Origin of the sequence: Streptomyces sp. NPDC101181, assembly GCF_044767975.1 — a bacterium.
Lineage (GTDB): Bacteria > Actinomycetota > Actinomycetes > Streptomycetales > Streptomycetaceae > Streptomyces.
Genome location: NZ_JBIWOX010000001.1, coordinates 723,814 through 740,304, shown reverse-complemented (window position 1 = coordinate 740,304; position 16,491 = coordinate 723,814). Strand labels below are relative to the sequence as shown.

The following is a 16,491-nucleotide window of genomic DNA, read 5'->3' as shown; positions in this document are numbered from 1 at the left end:
GAGCCCCGGTCCGTGGTCTGCGCTCGCGGTCACCCCGCCTGCGGGTCGACGGCGATGGCGATCTTTCCGCGGGGGCGTTTGCGGCCCCCGGCGGTGGTGCCGCCTTCCAGCAGTGCGTGAGCCTCGGCGATGTCGGCCAGCGGGAACACGGCGCCGATCACGGGGCGCAGCTTGCCCAGGTCGACCAGGCGGCCGAGCGCTTCGAGTCCGGCCCGGTCCGGTTCGACGAAGAGGAAGTGGTAGGTCGCGTTCACCCCCCACGCGGCGAGCAGGTTCTGCGGCTGCGGGATGTCCACGATGGACACCACGCGGCCGCGGTCGGCGAGGATCTCCGCGCTGCGGCTGAGTGTGTCCCCGCCCACCGTGTCCAGGACGACGTCCACCCCGCCCAGCGCGCGTACCTGCTCGGTGTAGTCACCGGCCGAGAAGTCGATCACCGTGGTGGCTCCGAGTGCGGTGACGAACTCGTGGTCCTTCTCCCGCGCGGTGGTGACCACCTCGGCCCCCAGCGCCGCGGCGACCTGGATGGCGGCGGAGCCGACCCCGCCGGCTCCGCCGTGCACCAGGACCCGCTCCCCGAGCCGCAGGCCGGTGCGTTCGACCAGCGCCTGCCACGCCGTCATGCCCACCAGGGCGAGACCGGCGGCTTCGACGTGCGACAGCCCGGCCGGCTTGCGGGCGACCAGGGCCTGGTCGACCACGTGGTACTCGGCGTAGGTGCCCTGCCCGGCGAAGATCGGCGCGAGATACCAGACCTCGTCGCCCGGCCGGAATTCATCCGCGCCGGGGCCGTTCTCCACGACCGTCCCGGACACGTCGTTGCCGATCACGGCGGGTAGCGGCAGCTGGTCGCGGTAGTCGCCGCGGCGCGTCTGGAGGTCGAGGGGGTTCACGGAGGTGGCCAGCACACGCACCAGCACCTGACCGGGGCCGGGGGTGGGACGGGGCAGCTCGCGGGTGGTGAACGCGGTGTCCGGCTCACCGAAGCGGACGAGCTGGGTTGCATGCATGGAGGTGGACATGCGGCAAGAATAAATCGTCATATCGCGAATCGTCAATGTGTCTGTGCGTATAAGATGGCCGCGTGTTCTCGGAGGCGGAGTTGCTGGCTGTGTTCCGGGCCCTGTCCAATCCGGCCCGTCGGCAGATGCTGGCGTGGCTCAAGGAGCCCATGAGCTTCCCCGGTCAGGAGCTCGCGGACGTCGAGATCGGCGTCTGTGTGTCGGACATCCAGCGGCGGGCGGGTCTGGGGCAGTCGACCACCTCGCAGTACCTGTCGATGCTGCGGCAGGCGGGTCTGGTGGTCGCCACCCGGCGGGGCAAGTGGACCTACTACCGGCGGGACGAGGCGAACATCGCCCGTCTGCTGGACACGCTGCGTGACGTGTTCTGAGTGCCCTGATCGCGGACGAACCTGCTGGCCGGGTCCGAGGATCCACTACGGCCGCCCCATCCCCCCCCGCCGGGGGCCCGGCATCTGCCCCTGCCCCCGCTTCTGCCGCTCCGGCCTCTTCTGCGGCTTGGCTGATGGCGGCCGCTCGGAACTGTCGCTGGTGGTCAGAACTGGAGCGCGCGGATCAGTTGCCGCGCGGCGCGAGCGTCGAGTGAGCCCAGCTCCAGGGTCCTCGGCGCGTCGTCCCGTACGGATACGGAGAGGGTGCCGCCAGTGGTGGCCTGAGCGAAGGCGTGGCTGAGCATGCTGCTCACGGTGGTGGCGTCCAGCGGTCCGGCGCTCGGCGGCACCGCTCCCAGCAGCCGGGCCAGCCGCGCCCCGTCTTCGGCCTGGACGGGTCCGAGGGTGATGCGGCCCTGCCGGACCCGGAGTCCGGGAAGATCGATCCGGTACCCCTCGCAGATCTCCCGCAGAGCGCGGGCGGCCTTGAGGGCGCGCTTGGTCCCGGTACGGACCAGCCGGGCCAGTTGGCGTGCGTCGACCGGGTCCAGGGGCGTGATGCGGACGTGGTTGCCCGTCTCCGTGTCCGTGACGCGCGCCCGCAGCCCCGCCTCACCGAGCGCGGCGCGCAACTCCGCGGAGGGGGAGGGCGGTGCCGGCCTCCGCGTGGTGGTGCGCGTGCCGGTGTCGGTGTCGGTGCCGACGAGGTGGGTGTCCGTGACCATGTCGGCCATGCGGGGTTCCTGGTCGGTCATGCGTGGTTCCGGGCTCTTCATACGTGGCTCCTGAGCGGTGATGCGGTCGGTAACTGGGGGAGGACGGAGACCGGGTACGCCGTCCAGCGCCAGGTCCCCTCGGTGGCGGGCAGCTCGTAGACGTACCCCTGGCCGCGCCGCAGGCTGCGGACGGCGGACTCGATACCGCGAGGGTCACCGAGCCAGGACCGGGCCCGGTGCCGGGCGGCGCGGTCGAGGTCCGGGGCCAGTCCTCGTACGGATGCGCGCATCCAGGCGACGGCCTGACCGGGCGCCGTGGTCAGCAGGTCGTCCGGGACCGCCGCGGCCGGTGCGCCGTCGGTGTCCGCGTGACACCAATAGGCGCGCGGCAAGGGCCTGTTCACGCGGCGTGCGCGGGCGTCGAGGCGAGGATGTCGGCCCACACGTCCTTGCCGTCCCGCCGCACCACCGTGCCGCACTGGGCGGCGAGCGCGGAGATGAGGAGGATGCCGCGCCCGCCCTCCTCGTCCCACTCGGGGTCGCGCCGCTCGGGCGGCTCGGTGTCGGAGTCGCTGACGGTCACCCGTACGCCGTCGGGCTTGCGGCGGAGCGTGATGGTGCAGTGCGGCGACCCGGTGTGCCGCATGACGTTGGTGAGCAGTTCGTGGGCGCAGAGCGTGGCGGCGTCGCTGAGCTCCCGCAGGTCCCAGAGGTCGAGGTGCGCGCTGACGATGCGCCGCATGATCGCGAGCGTCTCGGGGCGGGCGACGAGCTCCTGCCGGTAGTCGGGCGGGCCTGGCTCGGGGACGGGGATGGGGGTGACGGCCATGGTTCCTCCAGTGCGAAGGGATGGGGAATCCGCCCGCGCGGCAACGGTGGGTGTCCGTCACGGTGCCGTGCGTGGTCAGCAACAGAGTGGACTGCTGACAGCTGACTTCGCAACTACTTCAGTTGCAAAATTGCAGATTCGCCTGACCGGGTGAACGCTTGTGCATATAACGGGAGTTGCTAGAAGCCGTCAGCGACGGGTAACACTGAGCCACCACGTCAGGGGAGGGACCACGTGCCAAGCAACCCGCGTCCAACGGTGCGCCGTCGGCGAGTCGGCGCCGAGCTGAGGCGGCTCCGCGAGGAAGCCGGAGTCGGTATGGAGGAGGCAGCCGACCGCATCGGCGGCGACAAACCCAAGATCTCCCGCCAGGAGAACGGCCGTCAGGGTGTCAGCAAGCTGGAGATCGAGGCGCTGCTTGAGCTGTACGGGGTGTCGGACGAACGGCTGCGTACGGCGCTGACCACCCTGGCCCGGGAGGGGCGGCGAAAGGGGTGGTGGGCGCAGTACGGCGACATACTGTCGTCCGGCTTTCAGGAGAGGCTGTCGATCGAGTCCGATGCGGCACGGATTCTGGCTTTCCAGCCGATGCTGGTGCCGGGACTGCTTCAGACCGTCGAGTACGCCACGGAGGTGATCCGCTCCGTGGACAAGGGTGCCACCGAGGAGCAGATTGCGTCCTATATCGCGGTGCGCAGGAACCGACAGGAGATTTTCGCCCGGGAGAACCCGCCGCAGTTCCTCTGCCTCCTCGATGAGGCGGTGCTCCATCGGGAAGTTGGCGGGCCGCCCGTCATGGCGGCACAGCTCGGCAAGATCCTGGAGATCAACAATCCGCCGAAGCTCACCATCCAGGTGGTGCCGTTCGGTCAGGGCTGGCACGCGGGCACCGACGGAGCTTTCAACGTCTTCAGCTATCCCGATCCGATGGACCTCGACGTCGTCAACCTGGACTATCTCGACGGCGTGCTCTACCTGGAGGAAGATGAATCCGTGGAGCGCTATCAACTGGCCTTCGACGAGCTGCGAACGGCCGCACTCACGACGAAGCAGTCCATGGAGCTAGTCTCTTCTGTGCAACGAGATTTCGCGAAGAGAGCGTAAGGCGGAGACAGCAAATGGTGCGATACGGCCTGCCCGACGGTGCCTGGGTGAAGTCCTCGTACAGCGGCGACAACGGCGGTTCGTGCGTCGAGACCCAGCCGACCTCCGACGGCCTCGTCGCCGTCGGCGACAGCAAGGACCGCACTCTCGGCGCGCACACCTTCGGCCCGGCGCAGTGGCAGGCCTTCGTCGCCGCCGTGCGGGACGGTTCCCTCTAAGGGCTTGCCGATCGGGCTCCGTTCGCGGAGCCCGGATCATTCCCCCGGCCGTGGCTTACGAGCCGGTCCGCGATTGGTGGGTTTCGGACCGAGTTGTAAGCCCCAGGTGAGCGGGTCGAGGTGGAGGTAGAAGCGCAGGCGTTCGTGGTCCAGGGTGATGCCGTACCTCTTGGCGAACGCCACGTCTGATGCGTGTGCCTGCTCCTCGTCCGTCCATGTCTCTCGCGCATTGGTCAGGAGCAGTGCCAGGTCGGCGTAGCGGTCGGCCTTTCCGAGGCGGCCCAGGTCGATGAAGCCTGATACGTCGAGGGTCTGTGGATCGAGCATGATGTTGGGCAGGCACAGGTCCCCGTGACAGACGACTGCGTCGGAGGCCTCCTGGTCCCGTCGACGGGGGACCTGCTGAGTCAGGCGGGCCAGTAGGTCGCCGGGATGTGTGTGCTGCTGGTCGATGGGGAGGAACTGCGGGTTCACGGCGTCACGTGCGACGACGTCGCGTGCCAGGGTGACCATGGTGTCCAGGCCCCGGTAGAACGGGCACTGTGACACGGGCACCTCGTGCAGTCGACGAATCGCATCCGCGACACGGTCCCAAGAGCGCCGCAGATCCTCGGCCGAGAGTTGATCAGCAGGAATGCCAGGGACAGCGCTGGTCACCAGGCAGGCTCCTGCATCAGTGTCGTACCAGTCGAGGGCAGCCGGGCCCGGTACTTCCTGGGCGCTCAGCCACTCGATCCGGTCGCGCTCTGCCGCCAGGTTCGCCGCATCTACAGCGGGCACGTACTTCGCATACCGACGGGCGTCCCCACTGCGAAAGACGAGGGCCCCTGACTCGCCGGTGGTGACAGGCAGCCAGTCGCCGCCGATGCCGAGCAGTGCCGGTGACACGCCCTGTGGGCCCGAGTGATCGTCCATAGCGGTCACCGTATCCATCACGGCGCTCCCCGCTGGGGCCGAGTTCCTGCCCGCGGCGAGCCTTGGACTGCCGTGACGCGGCAAGGGCCGCGCGGGTCCTTCGAGTGTGCCCAGGAAATGGGCCCGTACGGCCTTGACCTCAATCGCGGACCGAGCCGTTACGGTGCCTGCCCCGACCCGCCCTCAGCGGCTGCGGTGCCGGGATGCCCGCGGGGCCGGCATCCTCGGTGTGCGGGTACAGGATCCGGCGGGCCTCGGTGAGGTCGGCCGCGGTGCCGTGGGGCTCCCATGCGTAGCCGTTCCAGCGCTGAATGACGCGGGGCGCGTCCGGGTTGAGGTGGGAGGCCCTGGGGCCGTCGCCGGTCACGAGGGGTACGGCTCGGAGCCGCCCGACTTTCGCGTTCCGGCGCTCCGCCCAGTCCGCCAACGACTCGTCGTCCATCGTGCTTCCTCACGCTCCGGAGGCTGTGGTTCCAGCAGGGTGGTGCGGTGGCGGCCCGGCGGAAGTCCGTTCAGCCGAGCGCATTCATCGCGGTGACGATCAGTTCCCGCGCGGCCGTGGCGTGGACGGCGCATTCCGCCAGATCGGAGAACGTCGTCGCACACGGGGCCGCTTTACCCGGAGTCGTCAGGGGCACGTAGGGCCTGTATCTCGTCGTGATCAATCGGTGGGAGCACCCTGTCTCGTGGCACGATCCGGTAGATCGTCCGCGTATGGCCGGGAGGGGGGCGCCCTCTGGAACGAACGGTGGGAACAGGAGTGGACGAGGCAACAGAAGACATGCGTAAGCTGGCGGCCGATGGTGCTGGTCTGCTAGCGATGATCGAGGCGCTCAGGGACAACGAGGGCTTCACTCTCACCCCGTTGCGTCTGCTGCTGGCCCTTGACAGGGCTTTCGGAATCCCTTGGACGGAAGCCCGGGACCTCCTCGTCCTCCTTGACCCGGACCTGCGTCCGATCGGCCCGGCCGAGCACGTGGAGATGCGGTTTACGGCGCTGCTGCGGGGGTCTTCGTGAATTGTGGGACACGCCCACGCCCCGTGGCGGGATCTGGTAGATCGTTGTGCGTGACGCGGGTGCAACTGGCTTACAAAGCATGGGAGTTCCTCAAGCAGTATCTTCCGATCGGCGCGTACGGCTCGAACCCCGATCGGCTGCGGCGGCAGTTCGAAGGTGTGATCGGGCGCTTCACGACAGGTGGGCAGTAGCGGGAGATGGGCCGAGCCCGGTCATCAAAGTGATGAGCGCGCAGGTCAGGCGGGCTTCAGAGTGTCAAGGCCGGGTCCGACGGCCGTACGGGGGTGGGGCAGTCCGGTCGCGTCAGCCACCGGGTCGCGGAATCCCGGGATCGGCGCCGCCTCCTGGACGATGAATAAAGTAATGCGGACTATGCATCATGGATCGTGCGCCTTCACTCTCGTAAGTTCGATGGTGACCGCAGGGTCGAAGGGTGCTGAACATCAAGATCACAAGAAGTGCGGCGCCAACCGCCGAGCCGGGCGATGCCTCCGGTGGTGAACTTGACAGCGAGAGAATGTAATAAAGAGACAACGGCACACATTTAGCAACTGCGGCTTGAGCTGCGGCGTTGCTCTCGAGAAGTGAAAAACTCACCATGGCCCGTACGTGGGCATGAAAGGCTGATCATGTCTGATTTCGACATCCGCGAATTCTACGACCGCTACTGCGACATGCTCAACGCACATGAATTCGACCGCATGGATGAGTTCATGGGCGACACCATCATCTCGCACGGACAGACGGCCGACCGCGCGACCGTCATCGCCCACCTCAAGGGCATCACCGAAGCCGTCCCCGACATGCACTGGGAGATCAAGGAGGTGGCGATCAACGGTGGAGTGCTGGCCTGCCACTCCATCAACCACGGCACGCCCGTCAAGGAATGGCTCGGTGTCGCTCCGAACGGCAAGAAGATCGAGATCGACGAGTTCGCCCTCTACGTGATCAGCGACGGAAAGTTCCAGCAGATGTCGAACGTTCACGACGCCGTGGCCCTGAAGAAGCAGCTCGAAGGCTGATCATGACGGGCCCCTCCCTGTGAGGGCGGAAGTACCCGGGCCTCACGCTCTGACGAGTGTGAGGCCCGTCGAATGGAACCGACGGTGCTCAGGGCGCCTCCGGCCCCTGGAGGATCTGGAGGTAGTTGCCCACCGGGTCCACGATCGTCGAGAAGAACCAGCCGCCCCCGACCTCCTCCACCGGACGTACCCACGTCACCCCGAGAGCGGTCAGGTGATTCTCGGCCGCCCGGATGTCGCGCACGGTGATGTTGATCATCTGGCGGCCCGGTTCGGCCGCCTTCGCCGCGACGTCGTCGCGCTGGTCGAAGCCGATGATCGCGCCGGGGCCGACCAGCAGCAGGTGTTCCGCCCAGCGCGCGCCCAGCGGCTCCAGTGCCGCGCGGTACCAGGTGATCAGGGCCTCGGCGTCCGTGCTGCCGAGGATCACCCCCAGGCCCGTGATGCCCGTGACGGCCGTGGGGCCGTCGTTGCCGTCTGCCGAAGCTGTCATGGCTGATTCCTCGCTCTGCTGGTGCCGCGTGCCGCGTGCCGCGTGCCGCGTGCCGCGTGCCGCGTGCCGTGGACCGGGGTGGTCCTTCCTGCCCGCTCCTTATGACTGGTGGCGGCCGCGGAACTCATCGGTGGCCGCCGCCGGTGCTCCGCCAGGAGCCCCGTACGCCCCCGCCCCTTGTCTGATGGTCCGTCAGGTATGACGATGGCGGCCGTCACCCGGGGCGGCGAAACGCGCCCGGGGGCTAAGGGGAAAGGAGGCCGCCGTGCCGATACCGCCGCCGCTGCCGTCACCCGAGGGGCCGCTGACGTACGGGATGCAGCTCCCGGTCCAGTCGCAGAGCGCCCTGTACGCCGAACCCTGGGAGGCAGCGGCGACCCCCGCCGACCTCGTGCGGATCGCCCGCGCCGCCGACCGCGCCGGATTCGGCTACATCGCGAGCTGTGACCACGTCGCCGTCCCACGGCGGCTCGCGCGGGGCATGAGCACCGTCTGGTACGACCCGGTCGCCACGCTGTCCTTCCTCGCGGGGGTCACCGAGCGGACGCTCCTGCTGAGCCATGTCGCCGTCGTCGGGCTGCGGCATCCGCTGATCACCGCCAAGCAGTACGCCACCCTCGACCACCTCAGCGGCGGGCGGCTGATCCTCGGGGTCGGGGCCGGGCACGTACGCGAGGAGTTCGAGGCGGTCGGGGCGGACTTCGACGGGCGCGGCCCGGTCCTCGACGAGACGATCGACGCGCTGCGGGCCGCGCTCGGGCCCGAGGAGTACCCGGAGTTCGCGGGGGAGCGGTTCTCGTTCGGCGGGCTCGGGCAGCTGCCGCGCCCGGCCCGGGAGCGGGTGCCGGTCTGGGTGGGCGGTTCGTCGCCCGCCGCGCTGCGCCGGGCGGCGGTGCGGGGTGACGGGTGGCTCCCGCAGGGCGACCCGCGCGACCGGCTGCCCGAGCGGATCGCCCGGGTGCACGCGCTGCGGGCGGAGGCGGGGATCGAGGAGCCGGTCGTCATCGGTGCGATCACCGAACCGCTGTACGTCGGTGAGCCGGGGTGGCCCGTGGGGCGGCGGACGCTCACCGGAAAGCCGGAGGAGCTGGCCGCGTCGCTGAGGGAGTACGCGGAGATCGGCGTGCATCAGATCCAGGTGCGCTTCCGCAGCCGGAGCGTGGAGGAGCTGACCGATCAGATGGCGGCGTTCGGCGCGGACGTGGCCCCGCGTCTCGACAGGTAGGGGAGACACGTCATGGGCAAGCTGGACGGGCGGGTCGTCCTGGTCACCGGGGCGGCGCGCGGGCAGGGCGAGCAGGAGGCACGGCTGTTCGCCCAGGAGGGCGCGCGGGTCGTCGTCGCCGATGTGCTGGTCGAGCAAGGGGAGGCGCTGGCACGGGATCTGGGTCCGGAGGTGGCCCGGTTCGTCCGGCTGGACGTCGGCAGCGAGGAGGGGTGGGCCGCCGCCGTCGCCGAGACGAAGGACGCCTTCGGGAAGATCGACGGGCTGGTCAACAACGCGGGCGTCCTGCGCTTCAACGAACTGGTCGCCACCCCGCTCGCCGAGTTCGAGCAGGTGGTCCGGGTCAACATGACCGGAGCCTTCCTCGGCATACGGGCCGTCGCGCCGGAGATCGAGGCCGCGGGCGGCGGGACCATCGTCAACACGTCCTCGTACACCGGCCTGACCGGAATGCCGCTGGTGGGGGCCTACGCCGCGACCAAGCACGCGGTGCTCGGCCTCACCCGCGTCGCCGCCATGGAGCTGGCGAGGAAGGGCGTCCGGGTCAACGCCGTCTGCCCGGGAGCCGTCGACACCGCGATGAGCAATCCGGCCCTGCTCGATCCGGACGCCGACCTGACGACGTCGAGCGCCGCTCTGGAGGCGTACTACCGGAAGCTTCTGCCCATGGGGCGGATCGGCCGGCCCGAGGAGGTCGCCGCGCTGGTGCTCTTCCTGAGCTGCGAGGACTCCTCGTACATCACCGGGCAGCCGTTCGTCGTGGACGGCGGCTGGCTGGCGGGGGTCAGCCCCTTCTGACCCCTCCACTTGGCTGACGGGGCGTCAGCTATTGACGGTTGGGGATGGCGGTGGAACAGTCGGTCGCATCGCTATCTGACGGTGCGTCAGGTAGCGGCCGGGAAGCTGTCAGGCAGACCTGAGGACGGTGAACCTCCGTGGAATTCGGGCTCTTTGTTCAGGGGTACGTGCCTGCGGCGCGTGCCGAGGCGGACCCCGAGGCAGAGCACAAGGCGCTGATCGAGGAGACCGAGTACGTCATCCAGGCGGACCGGTCCGGCTTCAAGTACGCCTGGGCATCCGAGCATCACTTCCTGGAGGAGTACTCGCACCTCTCCGCCAACGACGTCTACCTCGGCTACCTCGCGCACGCCACCGAACGCATCCACCTCGGCTCCGGCATCTTCAACCCGCTCGCCCCCGTCAACCACCCGGTCAAGGTCGCCGAGAAGGTCGCGATGCTCGACCATCTCTCCCGCGGACGCTTCGAGTTCGGCACCGGACGCGGCGCGGGCAGCCACGAGATCCTCGGGTTCATGCCGGGCATCACCGACATGAACCACACCAAGGAGCTGTGGGAGGAGACCATCGCGGAGTTCCCCCGGATGTGGCTCCAGGACGAGTACGCCGGCTTCCAGGGCAAGCACTGGTCGCTCCCGCCGCGCAAGATCCTGCCGAAGCCGTACGGGGCCGCCCACCCGGCCATGTGGTACGCGGCCGGTTCGCCGTCCTCGTACGCCATGGCGGGGAAGAAGGGGCTCGGTGTGCTGGGCTTCAGCGTCCAGAAGGTCTCGGACATGGAGTGGGTGGTCGAGTCCTACAAGAACGCGGTCAAGGACGCCGAGCCGGTCGGGGCGTTCGTCAACGACAACGTGATGGTGACCTCCACGGCCATCTGCGCCGAGACGCACGCCGAGGCGGTCCGGATCGCGGTCGGCGGAGGGCTCAACTACCTCCAGTCGCTGCTGTTCCGCTACCACGACACATTCCCGCGGCCGGAGGGGATCCCGGAGTGGCCGCGGCTGCTGCCGGAGTACACCGAGGAGATCGTCGAACTCCTCATCGCCGAGGAGCTGATGATCTGCGGTGACCCCGACGAGGTGCTGGAGCAGTGCCGCCGCTGGGACCGGGCGGGCGCGGACCAGCTCAGCTTCGGGCTGCCGATCGGGATCAGCCCCGAGGACACGATGACCACGATCAAGCTGATCGGGGAGCACGTCATCCCGAAGATCGACACCGACCCGGTGCACCGCACCTCGCGGTTCCGGGCCGCCGCGGGCTGACCCCGGGCGGCCGGTCCCGGCCGTTCCCGGTCCGGGCCGGTCCGGGCGCCGCGGGCCGGTCCGGGCGCCGCGGGCCGCCGCAGGCCTCCCCGGACCAATTCCGGGCGCCGCCCCTGGACAGGGGAGCCCCCGGGCAGGGGGAGCCCCCTGCCCGGGGGAGCCCCCACCTCACGGCCGCGCGGCGGCTGCACGGCCCGTGGCGGCTGCGGAGCCGGGCGATGGCTGCGGAGCCGGAGCCGGACGGCGTCATCAGAGCCGGAGCGACGGCCTCCCGGACCGTCGCCCCGATGGGCCGGGGTACGTACCGCGGCCGAAGGCGTGCGTACCCCGGCCGTACCGGCCAGGTCGACGAAGGGAACAGTCATGCTCGACCACCTCATCCGCCGCGCGACCGTCGTGGACGGCACCGGCGGCCCCGCCTACCCCGCCGACGTGGGCCTCCGCGACGGCCGGATCGCCGTCATCGCCGGGCCGGGGACCCTCGCCGAGGAGTCCGTCACCAGCGAGGACGCCGACGGGCTGGTCCTCGCCCCCGGGTTCGTCGACCCGCACACCCACTACGACGCCCAGCTCTTCTGGGACCCCTACGCCACCCCCTCCATGAACCACGGCGTCACCACCGTCGCGGGCGGCAACTGCGGCTTCACCCTCGCCCCGCTCCACCCCGCCCGGCCCGAGGACGCCGACTACACCCGCCGGATGATGGCGCGGGTCGAGGGCATGGCGCTCGCGGCCCTGGAGGAGGGCGTCGACTGGACCTGGTCCACCTTCCGCGAGTACCTGGACGCCCTCGAAGGGCGGATCGCCGTCAACGCCGGTTTCATGGTCGGGCACTGCGCCCTGCGGCGGCACGTCATGGGCCCGGACGCCGTCGGCGGGCAGCCCACCCCGGCCCAGCTCGACGCCATGCTCACCCTCCTCCACGACGCGATGGACGCCGGTGCCTGGGGGCTGTCCACCACCCGGTCCGCCACCCACTCCGACGGCGACGGCGAGCCCGTGGCGTCCCGGCACGCCCGCCCCGAGGAGCTGCTCGCCCTCTCCTGCGCGGTCGGCGAGCACGAGGGGACCCAGCTGGAGGCGATCGTCGCCGGATGCCTGGACCAGTTCTCCGACGAGGAGATCGGCCTCCTGGTCGACATGACCGCCGCCGCCGGACGCCCGCTCAACTGGAACGTGCTCACCATCGACGCCGCCATCCCCGAACGTGTACCGCGCCAGCTGATCCCCAGCGAACGCGCCCGCGCGGCCGGCGGACGGATCGTCGCGCTCACCATGCCGATCCTCACCCCGATGAACATGTCGCTCGGCACGTTCTGCGCTCTCAACCTCATCCCCGGCTGGGGCGACATCCTCGCCCTGCCCATCGCCGAGCGCGTCGAACGGCTCCGGGACCCCGCCACCCGGGCCGGGATGCTGCGCCGCGCGGACAGCAGGGAGGCCGGGGTGTTCCGGCGGCTCGCGAACTTCGGCCGGTACGTCATCGGGGACACCTACAGCGCCGCCAACGAGGGGCTGAGCGGACGGGTCGTCGACGACATCGCGGCCGAGCGCGGACAGGACGCCTTCCACTGCCTGGTCGAGATCTGCGCCGCCGACGACCTGCGGACGGTCCTGTGGCCGATGCCCACCGACAACGACCCCGCCTCCTGGGCGCTGCGCCAACGCACCTGGGAGCACGAGGACGTCCTGCTCGGCGGCTCCGACGCGGGCGCGCACCTGGACCGGATGTGCGGGGCCCCGTACACCACCCGCTTCCTCGGCGACTGTCTGCGCGGGCGGGGGCTACTCCCGCTCACCACCGCCGTCCGGATGCTCACCGACGACCCCGCCCGGCTCTTCGGGCTGCGCGAACGCGGCCGGATCGAGGAGGGGTTCCACGCCGACCTGGTCCTCTTCGACCCCGAACGGATCGACGCCGGGCCCGCCACCCTCGTCCACGACCTGCCCGGGGGCAGCCCCCGCCTGGACTCCAAGGCCATCGGGATCGTCTCCGTACGCGTCAACGGGGTCGAGACCCTGCGTGAGGACGAGGTGACGGGCGCGGTCCCGGGGACGGTGCTGCGCTCGGGGCGCGACACCCGGACGGTGAGCACGGCGTGAGCGCCGGAGCCGGGAAGCTGTTCATCGGCGGGGCGTGGACCGAGCCCGCCGACGGGCACTACGAGGTGATCGACCCCGCCACCGAGGAGGTCGTCGGCCTCGCCCCCGAGGCGAGCCGCGCCCAGGTGTACGAGGCCGCGGCGGCGGCGAAGGCGGCCTTCCCGGCCTGGTCGCGGACCCGGCCCGAGGAGCGCGCCGCGATCCTGGACCGGGCGGCCGACCTCATCCGGCGGGACCTCCCCGCCCACGCCGAGATCGCCCGGCGGGAGAGCGGGGCCACCGCCGCCACCGCCCGGGGGATGCAGGTCGGGGTGGGCGTCGCCCGTTTCCGGCGGTACGCGCGCGGCGCGCTGGAGCCGGTCGAGGAGGCGGTCGCGCCGCAGATCAACGAGGCCGGGCCGATGGGGCGGGCCGGGATCTTCGGGGCGCTGGCCGCCCGCCGCCCGGTCGGCGTGGTCACCTGCGTGACCTCGTACAACAACCCCTGGGCCAACCCGGCGGGCAAGGTCGCGCCGGCCCTCGCGACGGGCTCCACGGTCGTGGTGAAGCCTGCCCCGCAGGACCCGCTCTCCGTCTACCGGATGGCCGCCGCCCTCGCGGAGGCGGGCGTTCCGCCGGGGGTGGTGAACGTCGTCACCGGCTCGGGGACGGCGGTGGGGGAGGCGGCCGTGGACTCCGCGGACGTCGACATGGTCAGCTTCACCGGGTCCACCGCCGTCGGGCAGCGCATCGCGGAGGTGTGCGGGCGCGGGATGAAACGGCAGTTGATGGAGCTGGGCGGCAAGGGGGCGGCGCTCGTCCTCGACGACGCCGATCTGGACCTGGCCGTCGCGGGCATCGGGACCACGTTCTCCTTCTACAGCGGACAGATCTGTACGGCTCCGACCCGCGTCCTGGTCCACCGGTCCCGCCAGGACGAGCTCATCGCGAAGCTGGCCCGGTACGCGAACGCGCTCACCGTCGGCCACCCCGCCGACCGGGCCACCGCGGTCGGCCCGGTCATCTCCGCCGCCCACCGCGACCGCGTCGAGGCGTATGTGGAGCTGGGCCGGAAGGAGGGGGCGCGGGTCGTCACGGGCGGCGCCCGCCCGGACCACCTGGACCGGGGCTTCTACGTGGCCCCCACCCTGCTGGCCGACTGCACCAACGGCATGCGGGTGGTCCGCGAGGAGATCTTCGGCCCGGTCGTCGTGGTCGTCCCCTTCGACGAGGACGAGGAGGGCGTGGCGCTCGCCAACGACAGCGACTACGGGCTGATCGACTACGTGTGGTCCGGCGATGTCGCCCGCGCCTTCCGGCTGGCCCGCGAACTGCGCGCGGGCGGGGTCGGCGTCAACACGGTCGGGCGGAACATGGAGGCCCCGTTCGGCGGGTTCAAGCGGAGCGGCGTGGGCCGGGACGTGGGCTCGTACGCCCTGCACGCCTACAGCGAGACGCAGGCGATCGTCTGGCCGGGGTGACGGCGGGGTGACGGCGGGGTGATGCCGGGGCTGGGGGCCTCGGGCTCTTGCGGCCCTTGGTGGGCGGCGGGCGGCGGGCGGCGCGGGAAAATTTTGAACTGCCACAAAGCGGACAGTGCTGCGGTTACCGTACATTGCTTCGCTAGGTCGAGCGGCATGCATTACAAGGCGTAGAGGGAAATCTTCCTTCAATTAGCACAGTATTAACCTGGCGGCACACGCTGCATCCAAGGTTGGGGTGCGCCGACCGTGCCCTCCGGATGTGGATATCGCAGCGCATAGCGTCCCTCTCATGACTCAGCTGGACGCGCGGCCGCAGGCCGGAGACACGGTACGGGGAAGCGCCCCGGCCGACGGCGGTGAAGGTGACGTCGGCGGCGTCGGCGGTGTTCGCGGCAAGGGGCTCGGCGGGAACTCCGTCGGCCTCATGGGCAGCGCCGTCATCGGTGTTTCCACCGTCGCCCCCGTCTACTGCCTGACGTCCACCCTCGGTTCCACCGCCGGAGAGGTCGGCGTGCAGATGCCCGCCGTCTTCCTGGCCGGGTTCCTGCCGATGCTGCTGGTCGCCTTCGCCTACCGCGAGCTGAACAAGGTCATGCCGGACTGCGGCACCTCCTTCACCTGGACGGTGAAGGCGTTCGGTCCGCGAGTCGGGTGGATGTGCGGCTGGGGCCTCGTCATCGCGACGATCATCGTGCTGTCCAACCTTGCGGGCGTGGCGACCTCGTACTTCTGGCTGCTGGCGGGCGAGATCACCGGCAGCGCCTCGGTGGCGGCCCTGGACGACAGCAAGCCCGTCCACATCCTCACCTGCCTCGCCCTGATCGCCGTCGCCACCGCCATCAGCTACCGGGGTATGACCGCCACCAAGGGCATCCAGTACGCCCTGGTCGGCCTCCAACTCGTCGTCCTCGCGCTGTTCGTGACGATGGCCCTGAACAAGGCGGGCGGCGGCGCGGACTTCGCCACCTCGCTCGACTTCTCCTGGTCCTGGCTGAACCCGTTCGCCGTCCAGTCCTTCGCCGCCTTCACGGCGGGCCTGTCCCTCTCCATCTTCATGTTCTGGGGCTGGGACGCCTGTCTGACGGCCAACGAGGAGACCACCGGCAGCGAGAAGACCCCCGGCCGGGCCGCGCTGATCGCGATGGTCGTCCTGGTCGGCTCCTACCTCGCCACCGGCGTCGCCGCCCAGATGGCCGTCGGCTCCGGCACCTCCGGGCTCGGGCTCGCCAACCCGGACACCTCCGACAACGTCTTCGCCGCCCTCGCCGGACCTGTCATGGGCCCCGGCCTCGGCGTCCTGCTCTTCCTCGCGGTCCTCGCCTCGGCCGCCGCCAGCCTCCAGACCACGTTCATCCCGGTCGCCCGCACGGTCCTCGCGATGTCCGCGTACGAGGCCATGCCCGCCTCGTACGCCAAGGTCCACCCCCGCTTCCGGACACCCGGCCGGGCGACGATCACGGCGGGGGTCGGCACCGGCGTCTTCTACACCGTGATGACCCTGGTCAGCGAGCACGTCCTGGTCGACACCATCTACGCGCTCGGCCTCATGATCTGCTTCTACTACGCGCTGACCGCCTTCGCCTGCGCCTGGTACTTCCGCGCCGAACTCACCCGCTCCGCACGGGACCTGGTCTTCAAGGGCCTCTTCCCGGTCCTCGGCGGCGCCCTGCTCGCCGCCGTCTTCGCCAAGACCCTCTACGACATGTGGGACCCGGCGTACGGCTCCGGCTCCTCGGTCCTCGGCGTCGGCTCGGTCTTCGTCATCGGGGTCGGGCTGCTGCTCCTCGGCGTGGTGCTGATGGCCGTGATGGAGCGCCGCAGCCCGGCGTTCTTCCGCGGCGAGGTGCTGACGAAGGAGACCCCGGCGCTGGTGGTCCAGGACTGAGGGGCGGGGAGGGCCGGCAGAGCGGCGGGCGTCCGCGGCCGGGCACC

At 70.4% G+C, this 16,491-nt stretch carries 17 protein-coding genes and 1 pseudogene; 11 read left to right on the top strand and 7 right to left on the bottom strand.

The features are described from left to right. Window positions 1–29: 29 nt before the first annotated feature. Window positions 30–1,022, bottom strand: coding sequence for a zinc-binding dehydrogenase (locus tag ACIRRU_RS03160; RefSeq protein WP_403675414.1), 993 nt, complete (start codon window positions 1,020–1,022; stop codon window positions 30–32). A 62-nt stretch (window positions 1,023–1,084) separates the two neighbouring features. On the opposite strand from ACIRRU_RS03160, the gene ACIRRU_RS03155 reads away from it, so the two are divergent. Further along, entirely contained in the window at window positions 1,085–1,393 is a 309-nt protein-coding gene (locus ACIRRU_RS03155; RefSeq protein WP_403675412.1) for an ArsR/SmtB family transcription factor, read from the top strand. Window positions 1,394–1,557: 164 nt separating this feature from the next. On the opposite strand, the gene ACIRRU_RS03150 is transcribed toward ACIRRU_RS03155, so the two are convergent. Genes ACIRRU_RS03150 through ACIRRU_RS03140 form a run of 3 tightly spaced genes read right to left on the bottom strand, consistent with a single transcriptional unit; the run spans window position 1,558 to window position 2,938 of the window. Then, window positions 1,558–2,169 carry a hypothetical protein gene (locus ACIRRU_RS03150; protein WP_403675409.1) on the bottom strand — a complete coding sequence of 204 codons (612 nt, stop codon included), beginning with the start codon at window positions 2,167–2,169 and terminating at the stop codon, window positions 1,558–1,560. Continuing rightward, complete coding sequence (locus ACIRRU_RS03145; RefSeq protein WP_403675407.1) at window positions 2,166–2,513, bottom strand: hypothetical protein; 348 nt, start codon at window positions 2,511–2,513, stop codon at window positions 2,166–2,168. The genes ACIRRU_RS03150 and ACIRRU_RS03145 overlap by 4 nt, the downstream gene beginning before the upstream one ends. Further along, window positions 2,510–2,938 carry an ATP-binding protein gene (locus tag ACIRRU_RS03140; RefSeq protein ID WP_403675404.1) on the bottom strand — a complete coding sequence of 143 codons (429 nt, stop codon included), beginning with the start codon at window positions 2,936–2,938 and terminating at the stop codon, window positions 2,510–2,512. Before ACIRRU_RS03140 ends, ACIRRU_RS03145 begins: the two co-directional genes overlap by 4 nt. Window positions 2,939–3,172: 234 nt before the next feature. Between ACIRRU_RS03140 and ACIRRU_RS03135 the strand changes: the two genes are divergently transcribed. Both ACIRRU_RS03135 and ACIRRU_RS03130 read left to right on the top strand, forming a co-directional pair. Continuing rightward, window positions 3,173–4,042, top strand: coding sequence for a helix-turn-helix domain-containing protein (locus ACIRRU_RS03135; protein ID WP_403675402.1), 870 nt, complete (start codon window positions 3,173–3,175; stop codon window positions 4,040–4,042). 14 nt (window positions 4,043–4,056) lie between these two features. Further along, entirely contained in the window at window positions 4,057–4,260 is a 204-nt protein-coding gene (locus ACIRRU_RS03130) for a DUF397 domain-containing protein (protein WP_403675399.1), read from the top strand. Between the two features lie 99 nt (window positions 4,261–4,359). On the opposite strand, the pseudogene ACIRRU_RS03125 reads toward ACIRRU_RS03130, so the two are convergent. Both ACIRRU_RS03125 and ACIRRU_RS03120 read right to left on the bottom strand, forming a co-directional pair. Further along, window positions 4,360–5,175: pseudogene (locus ACIRRU_RS03125) on the bottom strand (APH(3'') family aminoglycoside O-phosphotransferase); the annotation flags it as partial. A 139-nt stretch (window positions 5,176–5,314) separates the two neighbouring features. Then, window positions 5,315–5,617, bottom strand: coding sequence for a DUF6087 family protein (locus ACIRRU_RS03120; RefSeq protein WP_403675398.1), 303 nt, complete (start codon window positions 5,615–5,617; stop codon window positions 5,315–5,317). A 318-nt stretch (window positions 5,618–5,935) separates the two neighbouring features. On the opposite strand from ACIRRU_RS03120, the gene ACIRRU_RS03115 reads away from it, so the two are divergent. Further along, entirely contained in the window at window positions 5,936–6,193 is a 258-nt protein-coding gene (locus ACIRRU_RS03115; RefSeq protein WP_403675395.1) for a hypothetical protein, read from the top strand. 629 nt (window positions 6,194–6,822) lie between these two features. Then, window positions 6,823–7,215, top strand: coding sequence for an ester cyclase (locus ACIRRU_RS03110; protein WP_403675393.1), 393 nt, complete (start codon window positions 6,823–6,825; stop codon window positions 7,213–7,215). An 88-nt stretch (window positions 7,216–7,303) separates the two neighbouring features. Here ACIRRU_RS03110 and ACIRRU_RS03105 read toward each other — a convergent pair whose 3' ends face one another. Further along, entirely contained in the window at window positions 7,304–7,708 is a 405-nt protein-coding gene (locus tag ACIRRU_RS03105) for a VOC family protein (RefSeq protein WP_403675390.1), read from the bottom strand. 316 nt (window positions 7,709–8,024) lie between these two features. On the opposite strand from ACIRRU_RS03105, the gene ACIRRU_RS03100 reads away from it, so the two are divergent. The 6 genes from ACIRRU_RS03100 (at window position 8,025) to ACIRRU_RS03075 (ending at window position 16,444) form a co-directional block, all read left to right on the top strand. Continuing rightward, window positions 8,025–8,933: a TIGR03619 family F420-dependent LLM class oxidoreductase gene (locus ACIRRU_RS03100; RefSeq protein WP_403675634.1), complete on the top strand. Its 909-nt coding sequence runs from the start codon at window positions 8,025–8,027 to the stop codon at window positions 8,931–8,933. Between the two features lie 12 nt (window positions 8,934–8,945). Beyond that, complete coding sequence (locus ACIRRU_RS03095; RefSeq protein WP_403675389.1) at window positions 8,946–9,731, top strand: SDR family NAD(P)-dependent oxidoreductase; 786 nt, start codon at window positions 8,946–8,948, stop codon at window positions 9,729–9,731. Between the two features lie 137 nt (window positions 9,732–9,868). After that, on the top strand, window positions 9,869–10,993 hold the full coding sequence (locus ACIRRU_RS03090) for an LLM class flavin-dependent oxidoreductase (RefSeq protein WP_403675386.1): 1,125 nt from the start codon (window positions 9,869–9,871) through the stop codon (window positions 10,991–10,993). A 363-nt stretch (window positions 10,994–11,356) separates the two neighbouring features. After that, window positions 11,357–13,096: an amidohydrolase family protein gene (locus tag ACIRRU_RS03085; RefSeq protein ID WP_403675384.1), complete on the top strand. Its 1,740-nt coding sequence runs from the start codon at window positions 11,357–11,359 to the stop codon at window positions 13,094–13,096. After that, the gene (locus tag ACIRRU_RS03080) at window positions 13,093–14,556 is read left to right on the top strand and encodes an aldehyde dehydrogenase family protein (RefSeq protein ID WP_403675381.1); all 1,464 of its coding nucleotides are present in this window, start codon (window positions 13,093–13,095) and stop codon (window positions 14,554–14,556) included. The genes ACIRRU_RS03085 and ACIRRU_RS03080 overlap by 4 nt, the downstream gene beginning before the upstream one ends. A 292-nt stretch (window positions 14,557–14,848) precedes the next feature. Then, the gene (locus tag ACIRRU_RS03075; protein WP_403675379.1) at window positions 14,849–16,444 is read left to right on the top strand and encodes an APC family permease; all 1,596 of its coding nucleotides are present in this window, start codon (window positions 14,849–14,851) and stop codon (window positions 16,442–16,444) included. Window positions 16,445–16,491: the final 47 nt, after the last annotated feature.